The 15,944-nt window shown below is 74.7% G+C and carries 11 protein-coding genes; 6 read left to right on the top strand and 5 right to left on the bottom strand.

Annotated elements, in window-relative coordinates:
• The first annotated feature begins 300 nt into the window (after positions 1-300).
• Together ACFV8H_RS30420 and ACFV8H_RS30415 are read left to right on the top strand one after the other, a co-directional pair.
• Positions 301-2,409, top strand: coding sequence for a phosphocholine-specific phospholipase C (locus ACFV8H_RS30420; protein ID WP_380406411.1), 2,109 nt, complete (start codon positions 301-303; stop codon positions 2,407-2,409).
• A gap of 155 nt (positions 2,410-2,564) precedes the next feature.
• Positions 2,565-3,281, top strand: coding sequence for a hypothetical protein (locus ACFV8H_RS30415; RefSeq protein ID WP_380406409.1), 717 nt, complete (start codon positions 2,565-2,567; stop codon positions 3,279-3,281).
• A 172-nt stretch (positions 3,282-3,453) separates the two neighbouring features.
• Here the strand turns inward: ACFV8H_RS30415 and ACFV8H_RS30410 are convergent, their stop codons facing one another.
• Together ACFV8H_RS30410 and ACFV8H_RS30405 are read right to left on the bottom strand one after the other, a co-directional pair.
• Positions 3,454-4,098 (bottom strand): hypothetical protein, encoded by a 645-nt coding sequence (locus tag ACFV8H_RS30410; RefSeq protein WP_380406406.1) that lies wholly within the window; start codon positions 4,096-4,098, stop codon positions 3,454-3,456.
• Between the two features lie 76 nt (positions 4,099-4,174).
• Positions 4,175-5,083, bottom strand: coding sequence for a helix-turn-helix transcriptional regulator (locus ACFV8H_RS30405; RefSeq protein WP_380406404.1), 909 nt, complete (start codon positions 5,081-5,083; stop codon positions 4,175-4,177).
• 101 nt (positions 5,084-5,184) lie between these two features.
• Here ACFV8H_RS30405 and ACFV8H_RS30400 point away from each other — a divergent pair, with 101 nt between their 5' ends.
• From ACFV8H_RS30400 to ACFV8H_RS30385, 4 genes are all read left to right on the top strand, one after another.
• Positions 5,185-5,892 (top strand): SDR family NAD(P)-dependent oxidoreductase, encoded by a 708-nt coding sequence (locus tag ACFV8H_RS30400; RefSeq protein WP_380406401.1) that lies wholly within the window; start codon positions 5,185-5,187, stop codon positions 5,890-5,892.
• 54 nt (positions 5,893-5,946) lie between these two features.
• The gene (locus tag ACFV8H_RS30395) at positions 5,947-6,459 is read left to right on the top strand and encodes a DUF6584 family protein (RefSeq protein WP_375884050.1); all 513 of its coding nucleotides are present in this window, start codon (positions 5,947-5,949) and stop codon (positions 6,457-6,459) included.
• A gap of 185 nt (positions 6,460-6,644) precedes the next feature.
• Positions 6,645-7,289: an LPXTG cell wall anchor domain-containing protein gene (locus tag ACFV8H_RS30390; protein WP_380406399.1), complete on the top strand. Its 645-nt coding sequence runs from the start codon at positions 6,645-6,647 to the stop codon at positions 7,287-7,289.
• Between the two features lie 11 nt (positions 7,290-7,300).
• Positions 7,301-7,771 carry a hypothetical protein gene (locus tag ACFV8H_RS30385; RefSeq protein ID WP_380406396.1) on the top strand — a complete coding sequence of 157 codons (471 nt, stop codon included), beginning with the start codon at positions 7,301-7,303 and terminating at the stop codon, positions 7,769-7,771.
• A 66-nt stretch (positions 7,772-7,837) separates the two neighbouring features.
• On the opposite strand, the gene ACFV8H_RS30380 is transcribed toward ACFV8H_RS30385, so the two are convergent.
• The 3 genes from ACFV8H_RS30380 to eccCa form a co-directional block, all read right to left on the bottom strand.
• Positions 7,838-8,722, bottom strand: a complete 885-nt coding sequence (locus tag ACFV8H_RS30380; RefSeq protein WP_380406393.1) for a chitosanase — start codon at positions 8,720-8,722, stop codon at positions 7,838-7,840.
• Between the two features lie 43 nt (positions 8,723-8,765).
• On the bottom strand, positions 8,766-11,633 hold the full coding sequence (locus ACFV8H_RS30375; protein WP_380406390.1) for a hypothetical protein: 2,868 nt from the start codon (positions 11,631-11,633) through the stop codon (positions 8,766-8,768).
• Positions 11,634-11,829: 196 nt separating this feature from the next.
• The gene (gene eccCa / locus ACFV8H_RS30370; protein WP_380406414.1) at positions 11,830-15,876 is read right to left on the bottom strand and encodes a type VII secretion protein EccCa; all 4,047 of its coding nucleotides are present in this window, start codon (positions 15,874-15,876) and stop codon (positions 11,830-11,832) included.
• Between the last annotated feature and the right edge of the window lie 68 nt (positions 15,877-15,944).

Here is a 15,944-nt window from a genome sequence, read left to right as displayed (position 1 = left end):
GCTAAGCCTCACAGCGCCGATGGTACTGCAGGGGGGACCCTGTGGGAGAGTAGGACGCCGCCGAACAATCATTCAGAAAAGGCCCTGCCGGGTGAACCCGGCGGGGCCTTTTCGCGTTTCCGGACGGCCGGTGTGCGGCGGGAAACGGAGTGGGCCGCCGCGGCGGGAAGTTGACTGGACAACAGTTGGCCGAAAGCTCACGTGGCGTTCGCCGTCGCACTGTGTACGGCCGGTGTGCACTGCCCTATGTTCGAGCCTTCTCGGAACACCCATGCATGGCACGACTGGGAAGGACATCACGTGGCCTCCATCGACAGGCGCCGTTTCCTCCAGCTGGGCGGCGCGTCCGCCGCTGCCGCGGGCTTCGGCGCCTTGCCGCCCGCGGTCGGCAAGGCGCTGGCCCTGCCCGCGATCAGCCGGACCCGCTCGATCAAGGACGTCGAACACGTCGTCATCCTGATGCAGGAGAACCGTTCCTTCGACCACTACTTCGGCACCCTCCGCGGCGTGCGCGGGTTCGACGACCCGCGTCCCACGGCCCTGCCCGACGGCCGGCCGAACTGGCACCAGCCCGCCGCCGCGGTGAAGACCGGGCGCTACCACGACCGCGGCCTGCCGGCCTCCGAGAAGGAGGTGCTGCCCTGGTACATCGACCCGAGGAACACCACCGAGCACCAGGCCGGGACGGACCACGGGTGGAGCAGCGGTCACCTCGCCTGGAACGAAGGGCGCCACGACCAGTGGGTGAACCAGAAGCAGGACGTCATGACGATGGGGCACCTCAAGCGTCAGGACCTCCAGTACCACTTCGCCCTCGCCGACGCGTTCACCGTCTGCGACTCGTACTTCTGCTCCGTCCACGCCGACACCGCGCCCAACCGCATCTATCTGTGGACCGGCACCAGCGACCCGCGCAACGCCTACGGCCGCAAGCCCAACGGGCCCGGTCTGGAGGAGCGCAACGGCAAGAACGGCTACACCTGGACGACGTACCCCGAGAGGCTTGAGCAGGCCGGGGTCAGCTGGAAGCTGTACCAGGGCGGCTCCGGTGAGCCGGGCACCCCGACGGACAACTACACCGACAACTCGCTGATGTTCTTCGAGCGCTACCAGGTCGCCGAGGGCGCCTCCGGTCCGCTGGTGGAGAAGGGCGCGACCGACCACACGCTCAAGGAGTTCCGGGCCGACGTCCAGAACGGCCGGCTGCCGCAGGTCTCCTGGATCGTCCCGCCGTACCTGTACAGCGAGCACCCCTCCGCCACCCCCACCGACGGCGCGTACTACATCAACCTGGTGCTGGACGCGCTCACCTCCAACCCCGAGGTCTGGGGCCGGACCGTCTTCCTCATCAACTACGACGAGAACGATGGCCTGTTCGACCACGTCGTGCCGCCGATGCCGCCGGTCGTCAGCCGGCCGGGCGGTCAGGGCATGGTCTCCACCGACCTGGAAGCGAGCCTCGGCGACGAACTGCTCGACCTCGCCAAGTACCCGGGCGAGATGAGCCCGCTGGTGCCCGGCGCCGACCGCGGCGGGCTGCAGCCGATCGGGCTGGGCCCGCGTGTGCCGCTACTTGTCATCTCCCCCTGGTCGCGCGGAGGTTGGGTCTGTTCGGAGACCTTCGACCACACCTCGGTGCTGCGGTTCCTGGAGGCCCGCTTCGGCATCGAGGAGCCCAACATCAGCGGCTGGCGCCGGGCCGTCTGCGGTGACCTCACCTCGGCGCTCGACTTCTCCGGTGCCGACCGGGGGAAGATCTCGATACCCGTGCCCGCGCCGATCGCCTCCCAGGGCAAGCCGTACCAGGTGCCGCTGCCCCAGCGGATGCCCACCCAGGAGCCGGGCACCCGCCCGGCCCGCGCCCTCCCGTACGACCTGCGGGTCAACGAGGACGAGACCGACGACGCGACGGTGTTCCAGCTCAACCTGAACAACCGGGGCGCTGCCGGGGCCTGGCTCTACGTCTACGACCGGACGGCGCCGACGGCCGCCCCCCGCCGCTACACCATCTCGGCCGGTGACAGCTTCGAGGACCACTGGCCGCTGGTCGACGGCGGCTACCACCTCGTCGCCCACGGGCCGAACGGCTCGGTGCAGGAGTTCGAGGGCAAGACGGTGGGCGGCCTGGTCGCCCGCTTCGAACCCGGCAAGAACAAGGTGCGGGTGACGGTGTCCAACCACGGGGACACCACCCGCACCGTCACCGCCGAGAACGCGTACGCCAAGGGCGCCAAGCAAGGCCGCACCCTGCGGCCCGGCGACGACGTCCGGTTCACCTTCGAACTGCGCGACGAGAACCGCTGGTACGACGTCGCCGTCGCCGCCACGGACGGGCCGGCCTACCGGCGCCGCTGGGCCGGGCACCTGGAGAACGGCCGCCCCGGCATCAGCGACCCCGGGCCGCGCTGACCGCTGCCCCGACGGGTTCCGCCGGCGGAGCCCGACCCCGTTCCCGCGATGCTCCCCGCACAACCGGGCCGGTCCCCGTCCACTGCGGACGGGGACCGGCCCGCCGCGCACTATCGAGTGGAGCGAGCGGACGGTGCTGGGGGATGATCCCCTGCGTGACGGAAGAGGTAGGTGGTCCAGGTGCGGACGACGCTTGTGCCTGGGGCGAGCGGCTGGGCTGGGCGTTCGGACTGATAGCGGATGATCCGGCGGTGAGAAGTGCAGCGCTTGACCAACTGGCTGAGGCACAGAGGCAGGTCGAGGACGCGCTCGATCGGTGCAATGAGCTGTGGCGGCTGACGATGCCCCTGGGGGCGGAGGAGCAGTACCAGGAGCCGGCCTTCCGCGAGGCGCGCCGGAGGTATGGCCGAGCGCAGGGACGTTCGCTGCCTGACGGGCTGTGGGGTCGCCCCGCGAGCGGGGATCTGGCGCATTGGCCCGGGCTGCCCTACGCGTTGCTCTTCCTGGAGTGGGAAGCGAGATATCCGCAGGAGTGGACCCGCCATGCGAAGGCGTGGGGTACGAAGCAGAGTCTTCTCCGGGACCTGGCCCTGGCCCACCATCCGGAGGCGATCAGGGCGAAGCTCACCGACTTGGTCGAGATCGTCGTCCACCGCGCGTACCGCTGCAAGGACCGCGAGTACGTGCGGGTCGCCCGGGCCGTCGACAGCGCCGACCTGCGTGGCAGGCTCGACCGCGCGGTCGATTCCGACAGCCCGTGGGCCCGCTGCCAGGCAGGGTACGTGCGCTGGCTCCTGGACCGCCCCGACCTGCCGAACACACGTCGTGTCTGGCGGGCCTGGCTGGCAGGCCAGGCCCCGGCGTCGAGGTGACCGGGGACTGAGCCGGGAGGGCCGTTCCTGCCGGCGCATCACCTCATGGTCGCGGACTCCTTCGACAGCCGGTCCCAGTACGGGCTGTCACGGCTCCTGCTGCCGAGCGCCTGAACCCTTTCGAGCAGGGGCCGAGGCGGCTCCCCGGCCCGCCGGGGCCAGGGGCCGGCCGTCAGGGGCGGCCCGGTACCCAGAGGGGGACGGGGGCGGCGAGGGGCATCGCGCGGGCGGCGTCCTGCTCCAGCCAGCCGTCGACCCGGGCCGGGTCGCCCTCGCTGAGCTCCACCAGTGCGGCCGCGGCGATCCGGGCGCAGCACAGCACCAGCGCCAGGGTGTCCTGGCGGCGGTGGCGCTCCCGGACGTAGGCCTCGGCCCGTTCCTGCGCGCGGAGGCGGTGGGCCGGTCCGTCCTCGGCGGTGAGTGCCTGGACGCCGTGCCACACCAGGGTCAGCGCGCAGGGCTCGGCGGGGTGGGTCTGGTCCTCCCGCTGGGCCTCCTCGCGGGCCTCGGCCGACCGCTGGCCCAGCCAGCCGAGCGCCGTCGCCGCGTCGTCCCCGCAGGAGCGCAGCAGCAGCTCGGCGGCCTGCTCGACGACGGCGGGCACCACCGCCGAGGCCGGCACCCGCAGCCCGGGGACGGCCGTGTCGCCGAAGGACAGCCAGGCGTCCGCGAAGGAGGCCGCGCGCAGCCCGCCCACCCAGGCGGGCGCCCCGCCCGTCGCCCCCAGCCATTCCTCGGTCCCCAGCCGGACCAGCCCCACGGCAACCAGATTCGCCGCGTCCCCGTCCAGCCCCAGCAGTCGTCCGCTCCGCACCACGCACCCCCACCTGCGTTCGTCACCCTTCGAGCACATCCCACCACACCGGGGCGCGAACGAACTAGGCAGGGGCACGTCACGAATCGGTGCCGGTGCCGGTGCCGGTGCCGGTGCCGGTGCGTGTGCCGACGCCGACGCCGACGCCGGTGCTGGGGCGGCCTGTCAGTGCCTGGGTGCCGATCACCGCCAGCAGGGCCAGCCGTTCGGCGTCCTCGGTGCCGGGTTCGGCGGTGTAGACCATGATCCGCAGGTCGCTGCCCGCGACGCTGAGCACGTCGCAGTCCAGCGTCAGCGGTCCCACCTCCGGGTGGTCGACGGTCTTGCGCGAGGCCTCCTGGTGCCCCACCGCGCCGGAGTCCCACAGCTCGGCGAACCGCTCGCTGGTGCCGCGCAGGTCGGCGATCAGGCGCCGCAGCCGCTGGTCCGCCGGGTAGCGGCTCGCCGTCGCCCGCAGGTCGGAGACGACGGCGGTCTCCAACGCCCGCCGGGACTCCGGGGTGTGGCGGACCCGGCCGCCCGAGCCGAGGAAGTTCCGCCACGCCCCGTTGCGCTCCCTGCCGTGCCGTTCACCCATCAGCGCGGTGTAGAGCGGATTGGCCAGCAGCAGCGTCCACGCCGCGTCGTGGACGGCAACGGGTGTGCCGGTCAGCCGGTCCAGCATCCGTTGCACGCTGGGCGTGATGTAGGCGGGCACCGTGCCGCGTCCCGGCGCCACCAGCCCGGCGACCCGGAACAGGTGCTCACGCTCCTCCGCGTTCAGTCGCAGCGCCCGCCCCAGCGCCTCGACGACCTGCTCCGACGGGTTGGCCGCCCGGCCCTGTTCGAGGCGGGTGACGTAGTCGACCGAGATCCCGGCCAGCAGCGCCAGCTCCTCCCGGCGCAGTCCGGCCGCGCGCCGATGGCCGCCCGCCGGTAGGCCGGCCGCCTCCGGCGGGACCCGGTCGCGCCGGCGCCGCACCGTCCGCCCGAACTCCGTGGTCGCCATGCCACCACTGTGCACCGTCCCACCCGCAGGTGCCTGGTACCGGTAGTCCCAGGAAGACCGGACGCCTGGCTGACGGCTTCGCCGCGCAGCATCGTGGAGGCATGACCACCACACTGATCACCGGAGCGAACAAGGGCCTCGGCTTCGAGACCGCCCGTCAACTCGTCGCCGCAGGCCACACCGTGTACATCGGCAGCCGGGACCCCGAGCGCGGGCGTCGCGCCGCCGAGCGGCTGGGCGCGCGGCCGGTCGTCATCGACATCACCGACGACGCCTCGGTCGCCGCGGCGGCGAGGAGCATCGAGGCCGACGGCGGCCTGGACGTGCTGGTCAACAACGCCGGGGTGGAGGAGCGGGACGCGGACAACGGCGTCATCGGTGCCGCGGACGTCACCGCCGACCTGATGCGGAGCACGTTCGAGACCAACGTCTTCGGCACGGTACGCGTCCTCCACGCGTTCCTCCCGCTGCTGCAGCGCTCCGCCGCCCCCGTCGTCGTCAACCTGAGCAGCGGCCTGGCCTCGCTCACCCGCGTCACCACCGCGGGCACCCCCAGCTACGCGTACCCCGGCGTCGCCTACCCGGCCTCCAAGGCCGCCGTCAACATGATCACCGTGCAGTACGCCAAGGCGTTCCCGCACATGCGCATCAACGCCGTCGAGCCCGGCTTCACCAGGACGGACCTCAACGGCAACACCGGCATCCAGACCGTCGAACAGGGCGCCGAGATCATCGTCCGGATGGCCTGCCTGACCCCGGACGGCCCCACCGGCACCTACCGCGACGCCGAGGGCCCGCTGCCCTGGTGACCGACCCGTCGAAACCCGTTTGACCAGCGCTTCTTCGTCGATCACGATGCTCCGGTGACAGTTGAGACCACCCTCGCGAAGGTCGACGCGGACCTCCGCGCCGGCCGGATACCCGTCGCCCGCCAACGCCTGCGCAGCCTGGTGGGCCGCTACCCGGCGGACCTCACGGTCCGGCGCCGGCTGGCCGAGGTCTACCGGCTGTACGGGGAGCCGGTCGAGGCGGGCCGCTGGGCCTACCTGGAGGAGGAGCGGGACGAGGCCGAGACCGCGGCCTTCGAGGGCCGTTACGCCGATCCGCGGCGCCGGATGCGGGCGCTCGCCTGGCGTACCTCCGAGCGCACCGCGTCGACCGAGACCGCCCGCGCCCGGCTGGCCGAACTGCGTGCCGCGGCCTCCGCGGAGGAAGGCCGCCCGGTCCAGTGGGGCCAGGTGTCCGACCCCTACCGGCCGAACGCGTCCGACGACGACAGCGGGCCGTGGTTCTGCCTCGGCATCGGCCTCGTCGGCCTGCTGCTGGGGGCCTTCGCGGTGCTGGGCATGGTCACCTTCGCCGGCTGGTGGTTCTGAGCGGTTCGGTGCGGTGGTGCGTGCGGGGATGAACCCCCGGGCGGGGGTGGGCCGTACTTGACGGTGGCGGCCCGTCGGGGCCGCCCGGTGCTGCCCCGGGTGCCCGCCGATTCCCACGGACGGCGCGGCCGGGGTGGCCCTCGTGGCCCCCACGAACGCCCTGAACCCTCCGAGGAGAAGCACAGATGAAGCACGTACGCCGCGCTGCCGCGGTCACCGGTGGTGCGGTCGCCGCCCTGGCCCTGGCCGGGACCGGGCAGGCCTTCGCCTGGCACCCCAGCGACGCCTCGCTGACGGTCGGCTGCCGGACGGACGCCGGTCACGTCGAGGTCGTCCTCGGCAACAACTACCAGGACGCGGGCGACTACACGCTCAGCCTGATCGGCGGCACCGAGGAGCACCACGGCACCATCGCCGGGCACGGCACCACCAAGGTGACGGTCGGCTACTCGGGCCACGGCGACCGGTGGCGCTACACCCTGGCGGACACCCACATCGACCAGCAGATCGCCGACGTGCCGCTGTGCCCGTCCGCGACGCCGACGGGCACCCCGACGCCGACCCCGACCCTGACCAAGCCTGGGACGCCGACGCCGACCGCCAGTCGGACGGCGACGCCGACCCCGAGCGGGAGCCCGTCCTCGCCCGCCGCGCACCCCAGCGCCTCGCCCTCGGCGAGTGCCTCCGCCTCTGCCTCCGCCGCGCCGGCGCTCGCGCAGACCGGTGGCGGCGGCAACACCGGCCTCGCGGTGGCCGGTGCCGCGACCCTGGTCGCCGGTGCCGGGATCGTCGTGGCGGCGCGCCGGGTCGCCGCCCGCCGCAAGGCCTGACGGTCCGACGGATGTTCGTCGACGGAGCGTGGCGGATCACGGTGGTCGGCAAGGACGCCGACTTCGAGCAACGGGCGGTGGTCCGCACCCCGTACGGGGTCCTGGTGCTGGCCGGTGCGGTGGGGGAGTCCCTGGTCGTCGACGCCGACACCTGGGAGCTGCGCCTGGAGCACCTGTGGCCGGGGCGCGGATGGCGGCCGGACGTCGAGGTGGTGCCCGGGCCGGTGACCGGTACGGGCGGCCGCCGCAGCCGGGAGGTCCGGGCGACGGACTGCTACTGGCCGGGGCGGCCGCGGCCGGGCCTGCCGCACAACCTGGTGCTGCGGCTGGACGCGTTCGGGGCCGAGGAGCCCGTGGCGCGACCGGTACGGACGGTGCGGGAGGCGATCACCCCGGCGGGAACACCGCTGATCCGGACCAGTTCCGGCCCCCAGGTCGAGGCGGTGGACAGCAAGTCCACCGCGGGCAGGGCCGGTTGGTGACCGCAAGGGCGTGAACGGGGAGGGGCGGCCGCGTGAGCGGCCGCCCTTTCGTGCGTGGTGGCGCGGTCAGTTGTCGATGCGGTACGACTCGCCGTAGACCTTCCACACCAGCGGGGTCCGCAGGTCCAGGTTGCCCGCGCGCAGGAACACCTCCTGCTCGGTGTCCACCCGGTCGGTCTCCTCGTGGGCGGCCTCGGTCTTCATGGCGGCCCGGCGGGCGTCCAGGAAGGCGGCCAGGTAGGTCTTCTCGTCGCCGCCCTGGGCGGGGGTCCGCGCCTTGCGCATCGCCGCGGCGCGGATGCCGCCGAAGCTGACCGGCTCGTCGCCGGGGCCGTGCATCACGATGGCGTCGTAGTAGATGAACTGGCCGAGGGCGCGCAGCCCGTCGGTCTGCGCCTGCATGACGGCCGGGTTGAAGTAGACGCGGTCCCGCTCGTCGGTCTGGGCCTGCTGGAAGGCGGGGTCCTGGGCGGCCTTCTTCCAGGCTCCGGCGAAGTCGGGGTCGAGGCCGGCGTGCGAGGCGGAGCCGTTGACCTTCTGCAGCGCCGGCAGGTACGTGCCGAGCGGGTTGCCGGGCTTGAGCTGCCCGTAGTGCTTCACCAGGTCGAGCATGTCGCCGGTGCCCGAGCAGAAGCCGATGATGCCGCCGGTGTAGCCGCGGCCGTCCTTGATGTCCTCCAGGTAGGCGAACTGGGCCTTCCAGTTCAGCGAGGAGTTCTCGGCGCTGGACACCAGTTGCTGGGCGATGTCCTTGAGGTGCGGGTCGTTCAGCCCGGCCGCCGGGCCGGGGGAGGAGGTGGCTCCCGGGGTGGCGGTGGCGCCGGGCTGCGGCTGGGTGGTGCGGTGCGGGCGGGCGCTGGCCGCGGTCGCGGTGACGGCGGTGATCAGCACGGCGGCTGTGGCGATGTGCAGGGCCTTCGGCCGGGACGTGCGGGCGTGGGCGGGCGGCATGCGTGCTCCGGGGTCGAGTGGGGAGGGGCCGTCCGTCGTCCGGTCAGGCCTCGGCGGCCGGCTCGGGGTCGGGATCGGCCTGGACGGAAGGGATTTCGGGGACGGAGGGGAGTTCGGGGACGGGGGGGAGTCCGGCGGCGGGCCCCGGTACGGGCAGGGCCGCGCCGGGGGTCAGCCGGAAGCGCTCCGGGCGGCCGACCGCCCGGCGGTCGGCGGGCGCCACCTTGTCGCGGCGCTCCAGCCAGGCCCGGAGCCGGTCCCGGGCGCTGCGGTCGCGGTCGGCGTCCGGCGTGGTCGGGCCGCCGGTCTCGCGCAGCAGCACCCGGGCGGGCCGGGCGGCGCCGTCGCCGGGGACGGTCCCGACCACGACGAAGCCGGTGCCCGGGGCGAAGGTGACCTGGGGCACCTCGCCGTCCGCGCCGAACACGGCCGTCCGGCGCCCCGTCGTCGACCAGACGACGAACTCGACGGCGCTGCCCAGGTCGGCCGCCGGGGAGGAGAGGCCGGTGACCGGTGCCGGCTCGACCAGGGCGAGGCCGGGCGGGTACGCCTCCAGCACCTCCGGCGGGAGGTCCGTACCCAGCAGCACCGCGCCGTGATGGCTCGGCAGGCGGCGCAGGCCGGAGGCCAGGCAGGCCAGGTACGGCGCGAGCGGGCCGGGGGTGCCGCCGCGCGCCGCGGCGACCACCGCCTCCCGGGCGGCGGGCACGTCGGTGCCCTCGTGGTGCAGCAGGACGGCGACCAGGTCGGGCTTGAGGTCGTCCCGGCCGGTCGAGCGCAGGCCCGGCAGCCGGGTGACGGCGGGTTCGACGCGTCCGGCGCCGCGGTGGTAGTGCTCGCCGAGCAGGGTGCGGAAGGCGTCCCGGTCGGCGGAGCTGCTCACCGGGGCGAGTGGCAGGGCGTCGGAGGCGCCGAAGTAGCGTGCGGCGAGGGCGAAGGCGAGGGGTGTGGCTTCGGCGGTCTCACCCTCGGCAGTCTCGCCCTCGACGGGCCGCTCGGGTTCCGGGGTGGACTCCGGTGCGGCGACGGCTGGTTCAGCGGTCACCGGTGGCGCGGGCTCCGCCGCAGCGGTGGGCCGCTCGGCCGGGCGTCCGAGCACGGGAGCGCCGACCGCCGCCGTGGCCGTCGCCTCGGCGGCGAACGGGCCTTCGGCGGTGGGCGGTTGGGGTGCGGCCGGCACGCCCGCCGGTGCGGCCCCGCCGCTGCTGATGGCGAGCCCGGCCGGTGGTGCCGTCGGCGGGAGCAGGACAGGGTCGGCGGCCGTGGGAAGTGACGGTACGGCGACGGACTCCGTGCCCGCGCCCGTCGGCAGGGTGGCGGGCGCGGACGGCAGGCCGAGGCCGCCGCCCACCGCGTAGGCCGTGGGCGAGGCCGGGACCGGGACCGGCGCCGGGCCGGAGAGCCCGGCCCGGGCAGGAGGGTTGAGCCAGACCAGTCCGTGCATCCGGGCGAAGAAGCGGGCGCTGCTCTCGGAGGCCGCGTCGACCAGCCCGTGCAGCAGCAGCCCGAACCCCCGCACCCCGGGGGCGGGCAACTGGTCCAGTAGTGCGGCCAGTTGCTCCCAGGCGTCGTGCGGGATCAGCCGGGCCCGCTCGCCGACCACGAGCAGCGGACGGGCCGGATCGGGCCGCAGCAGCCGGGGCGCCCAGGCGTACGGCGGTTCGGGGCGCAGCCAGAGCCCGGCGGGGACGGCCTCCAGGCACCAGAACGGGAAGGCCTCGAACACGCCGGGCCCGACCGTGCGCCAGGCGGCGCCGCCGTTGCGCCAGGCGGCGCCGACGGTGTCGTGCCGGTTGGTGGAGGTGAGCCGGATCAGGTACGGCTCCCAGGTGGTGGCGCCGTGGTGGTCGAGCATCCGGGTGGTGTGGACGCCCTGGTGGGCCACGGGGAGGCCGATCGAGGCGTGGACGGGGCGGCCGAGCCGTTCGGCGAGGGTGCCGGAGAGGGCGGCGAGGGTGCCCGGGTCGGCCCAGGGGGCGGTGACCAGGAGCTGGTCCGGGCCGGTCGGCAGGGAGAGCGCCGCGTCGGCGAACTCCTCGGGGGCGAGGACGGGTTGGGCGGGGGTGCCGACCACCAGCGGGGTGGTGCCGGGCGGGGTGGCGAGCTGTCGCAGGAACGGCATCGCGGGTTCGGGGCGGGCCGTGACGTGGCTGAGCCAGTAGCCGGTGGCCAGCCGGTGGACGGCGACGGAGGCGGGCAGAACGGTCGGCCCGGGCGTGGCGACGGTCCGGGGCGGGACGGCGGGCGGCGGCAGGCCGGGACCGGAGGGCCCGGGTGGGACCGACGGGACGGGGCCGGTCGCCTCGACCGTCTCGCGCAGCCGGCGGGGCCGGCCCCCGGGCGGGCAGTGCCACCAGGTCGCGGGTTCGGCGGAACCGGCGGGCGCGGTGACCTTGAGGGTGCCGTCGGGCTGGATGGCGACCAGGCCGTCCGGAGCGACCACCGGGATGCCGGCCTTGTCGGCCACCACCTCGGCGGGCCGTCGGCCGCCGGGCCCGAGGGCGGCGAGGCCGGAGGCCGCCAGGATCAGGCTGCCGGCGCCGCGGGTGCGGGCGATCAGCCCGAGTTCGGCCATCTGCTCGCGCAGCACCGGGGCGGCGTCGGCCGCCGCGGCGACCACGACGAGGGCGTTCGGCACCGGCCGCAGGCTGCCCATCGCGGCCGACAGTTCGGCGTCGCTGACCTCGCGCGGGGCGATCACGTAGTGCGGGCCGAAGGGGCGGAGCACGGAGCGGGAGGGCGTGCGGGGCGCGGGCGGCGTCGTGGCCGTCGCGGTCGGAGTGGCCGGCGCGGGTGCGGCGGAGCGGCGGCCGAACCGGCGGCGCAGCGCCGAACCGGCGCCCGGCTCGGCTGCCGTCCCCGCCGTTCCGGCCGCCGTCCCCGCCCCGCCGCCGGGGCGCGCCGCGCTCATCGCGGTTCCCGGGCCGTGGGCAGCACGGCCCGGGCGGTGGACGGGCGGGGCCCCACCTCAACCATCGGCGTACGCCTCCCTGTTCGGTCGTCGGGACCCGTACGGGCGGCGCCCCGGCAGGCTGTACGGCGCGGGTACGGCCTTCGGTTCACCGGCGCCGCTCCCGGGTCCGGCACCCGCGCCGGCACCCGCGCCGTCACTCCTTCCGCACCCCCTCCGCCCCCTCCGCCGGCTCGGGCACCAGCGGCGTCTGGAGCTGCACCGTCCGCCGGCGGGTGATGTGCAGGGCCCGCCCGGGCGGGAGCTGGCGCGGCTTGACGTTGCCGAACAGCACGCCCTCGCTGGGCGGGCAGGAGAGCAGCACCGCCGGGGTGTTGACCTCGTGCAGGCGGCGCAGCAGCGGGTCGCTCAGGGCCCGGCCGGCGCCGTTGGCGCTGCGGGCGACGATCAGGTGCAGGCCGAGTTCGGTGCCCTGGGCGAGGTGGTCGAGGAGCGGGGCGAAGGGGTGGCCGGTGAGCGGGGCCGCGATCAGGTCGTAGTCGTCGACGAGGATGAACAGTTCGGCGCCGGTCCACCAGTCGCGCAGTTTCAGCTGGGCCGGGGTGATGGACTCCCCGGGGACGCGGCCCTCCATGGCGCGGGCCGCGCCCTGGACGATCTGCTTGAGCACGTCGACGGCGACGGCGTAGCCGAGCCGGTACTCCTCCGGGACGAGGTCGAACAGGCCGCGCCGGAAGTCGATCAGCATGATCCGCGCCTCGGCGGGGGTGTAGGCCGAGGTGATGCCGTTGACCAGGTGGCGCAGCAGGTTGGTCTTGCCGGTCTCGCTGTCGCCGATCACCATCAGGTGCGGGGAGTCCTCGAAGTCGTGCCAGAGCGGGGAGATCTCCCGGTCCTCCAGGCCGAGGGCGATCCGCAGCCGGCCCTCGGGGGCGGGCAGGGCGGCGGGTTCCAGCAGCAGCGGCAGCATCCGCACCTGGGGTGCGCGGGGGCCGGTCCAGTGGTCGTTGACGGCTTCGACGAGGTCGGCGACGCCGTCCGCCAGGTCGTCCGGGTCGCCGGTGCCGTCGATCCGGGGCAGGGCGGTGAGGAAGTGCAGCTGTTCGTCGGTGAGGCCGCGACCGGGCACCTTGGGGACGGTGGCGGCGGCCCGCATGTTGATCATGGAGTCGACCGAATCGCCCAGCCGGAGCTCGAACTTGGTGCCGAGCTGGTCGCGCAGCGCGCTGGTGACCTCGGCCCAGCGGGTCGCGGTGACGACCAGGTGGACGCCGTAGTTGAGGCCGCGGCCGGCGATCAGGCCGAGCACCTGGACGAGTTCGCCGAACTCCTGGCGCAGGGTGTTCCAGCCGTCGACGACGAGGAAGACGTCGCCGTGCGGGTCGTCGGCGAGCTCCGGGTCCCCGGCCGCCCGGCGGCGCCGGAAGGCGGCGGCGGAGTCGATGCCCAGCCGGGCGAAGCTCTGCTCGCGGCGGGCGATGATGCCGTTGATCTCGGCGACGGTGCGGCCCACCCGCTCCGGGTCGTGCCGCCCGGTGACCCCGCCGACGTGCGGCAGGCCGCGCAGCGCGGACAGGCCGCCGCCGCCGAAGTCCAGGCAGTAGAACTGCACTTCGCGCGGGGTGTGGGTCAGCGCCAGGCCGGTGACCAGGGTGCGCAGCAGGTTGCTCTTGCCGCTCTGCGGGGCGCCGGCGATGCCGACGTGGCCGCCCGCGCCGGACAGGTCGGCGGTGAGCAGGTCGCGCAGCTGCTGGAACGGCCGGTCCACCACGCCGACCGGCACGGTCAGGGCGCCGCGCCGCGGCCCGCCCTCGGTGGTCAGGCCGTGCTCGGGGTGCGGCGCCAGCGGGGGCAGCAGCTCGTCCAGGGTGGGCGGCACGTCCAGCGGCGGCAGCCAGACCCGGTAGGCGGGCGGGCCGGCGTCGGTGAGGCGCTCGGCGGCGAGCTCCAGCAGGGTGTGGGTCGTTTCCGCTTCGGGCGCCTCCTCGGCCGCCGCCACCGGCTCGACCACCGGCTCCCGGCGCGGCGCGACGTACTCGGTGCCGTACGCGACGACCTGGCCGGCCACCGCGGCCTGCCGGGCCGGGCTCGGCCGCTGCGGACGGTACGGGCCGGAGACGTACGCGGCCTTGAAGCGGGTCAGGGTGGAGATGTCGCTGCGCAGGATGCCGTTGCCGGGCTGGGAGGGCAGGTGGTAGGCGTCGGGCACGCCGAGCACGCCGCGGCTCTCCATCGCCGAGAAGGTGCGCAGGCCGATCCGGTAGGACAGGTGGGACTCCAGGGCGTGCATCCGGCCCTCGTCCAGGCGCTGGGAGGCGAGCAGCAGGTGCACGCCGAGCGAGCGGCCGAGCCGGCCGATCATGATGAACAGCTCCATGAAGTCGCGGTGTGCGGCGAGCAGTTCGGAGAACTCGTCGACCACCACGAACAGCGTCGGCAGCGGGTCCAGCCGGACGCCGGCGGCCCGGGCGGCCTCGTAGTCCAGCAGTGAGGTGTAGTTGCCCGCCGAGCGCAGCAGCTCCTGGCGGCGCATCAGCTCGCCGTGCAGGGCGTCGCGCATCCGGTCCACCAGGGCGGCCTCGTCGGCCAGGTTGGTGATCACGGCCGAGGTGTGCGGCAGGCGGTCCAGGCCGAGGAAGGTGGCGCCGCCCTTGAAGTCGACCAGCACGAAGTTGAGCGTCTCGGAGGAGTGGGTCAGCGCGAGGGCCAGCACCAGGGTGCGCAGCAGCTCCGACTTTCCGGAGCCGGTCGCGCCGATCAGCAGGCCGTGCGGGCCCATGCCGCCCTGGGCGGACTCCTTGATGTCGAGGTCCACCGGGGCGCCGTCCGAGCCCAGGCCGAGCGGGACGCGCAGCCGCTGCTCGGCGGGCCGCTCGGACCAGGCCCGGCGGACGTCGTGCCGGTGCAGGTCCTTGACGCCCAGCAGCGAGGTCAGGTCGAAGTCGGTGGCCAGCGGCTCGGTGCCGTCGGAGCCGGTGCCGAGGCGGTAGCGCGCCAGCTGCGCGGCGTAGCGGCGGGCGGCGGCCGGGCCGAGCGCGTCGGGGCGGCCGAGCGCGGTGACGGCGTCCCGGCGGTTGCGGTCCGAGCCGACCAGCTCCAGTGCGCCGGCCGCGGTGATCCGCAGCCGCAGCCGGTGCTTGGCGTGCTCCCACTCCAGGGCGCCGCCCACGTCCAGCACGGTCGCGTTGCGGTAGCCGGCCAGCGCCGCGCGGCCCCCGGAGGGCAATGCCACCCCGTCGACCACGACCAGGACGTACGGCTCCTCCCGGCCGGGCTGGACGTCCGGCTCCCAGGGGCCGCGGGCGGCGAACTCGCTGCCGAGCAGCTGCTCCAGCTCGGCCATCGAGGCGGCGACCAGCCGCACCGGGCCGGCGCCGTCGGTCTCGTTCGGGTGCAGGGCGTGCGGCAGCCACTTCGTCCAGTCCCAGTCGGCCCGCCGTTCCGGGCTGGTGACCAGGGCGATCCGCAGCTCGTCGGGGGCGTGGAAGAAGGCCAGTTGGGCCACCACCGCCCGGGCCAGGGCGCGTCGGGCCTCGCCGTCGGCGCCGTCCTCCTCGGTGGTGGCCGGGTGTCCGCCGGTGCCCGTGCCTCCGCCCGCCTCGTCGGTGCCGTCGTCGGCCTCCTCCCGTGGCCCGCGCAGCAGCACGTGGGCGTAGCCGCGCACGTGCACCGCGATCGGCTGCTCCGGGAGCGTGCCGTACGCGTGGATGAACCGCCGCAGCGCGTGGGCGCACAGCGGCTCCAGGTCCTCGACCGGCTTGGTGGCCAGCGGCGCCAGCCGCACCGCGAGGCGCTGGGCGCCCACCGCGATCCGCACGTCACCGAAGTCGGGGTGGCCGGCCCGCCGCTCCCACAGCCGCGAGCTGCCCACCATGGTGGCCAGCGCGGCCGGCTCGGGGTGGCGCCAGGCCAGCGCCCGCTGCTGCTCGACGGTGTGCCGGCGGACCTGCCGGCGGATCTGAGACAGGTAGCGCAGGTAGTCCCGGCGCTCGCCGCGCAGCTGCCGCTTGCGGTCGCTCGCGCCCCGGATCAGCTGGGTGACCAGCATGCCGACGGCGGACAGGCCCATCATGCCGATGGCGACGTACGTCAGCGGCCCGTTGGCGGTGTTCGGGTTCAGGAAGATGAACACCATCGACAGCGAACTCAGCGCCATCGGCGCCATGGTGAGCATCATCGCCAGCCCGCTCTGCTGTTCCGGCAGACCGGGCGGCTCCTGCAACTGGATGTCCCCGTCCGGCATCTCCGGCCCGGAGCGCCGGGGCGGACGGTCGACCACGACCTGGCTCAACGGGGCTCTCCTCACACACG

Source organism: Kitasatospora sp. NPDC059827 (assembly GCF_042731675.1).
Taxonomy (GTDB): Bacteria; Actinomycetota; Actinomycetes; order Streptomycetales; family Streptomycetaceae; genus Kitasatospora.
The sequence above is the reverse complement of the archived record's forward strand: the minus strand, read 5'-3'. Positions and strand labels throughout refer to the sequence as shown.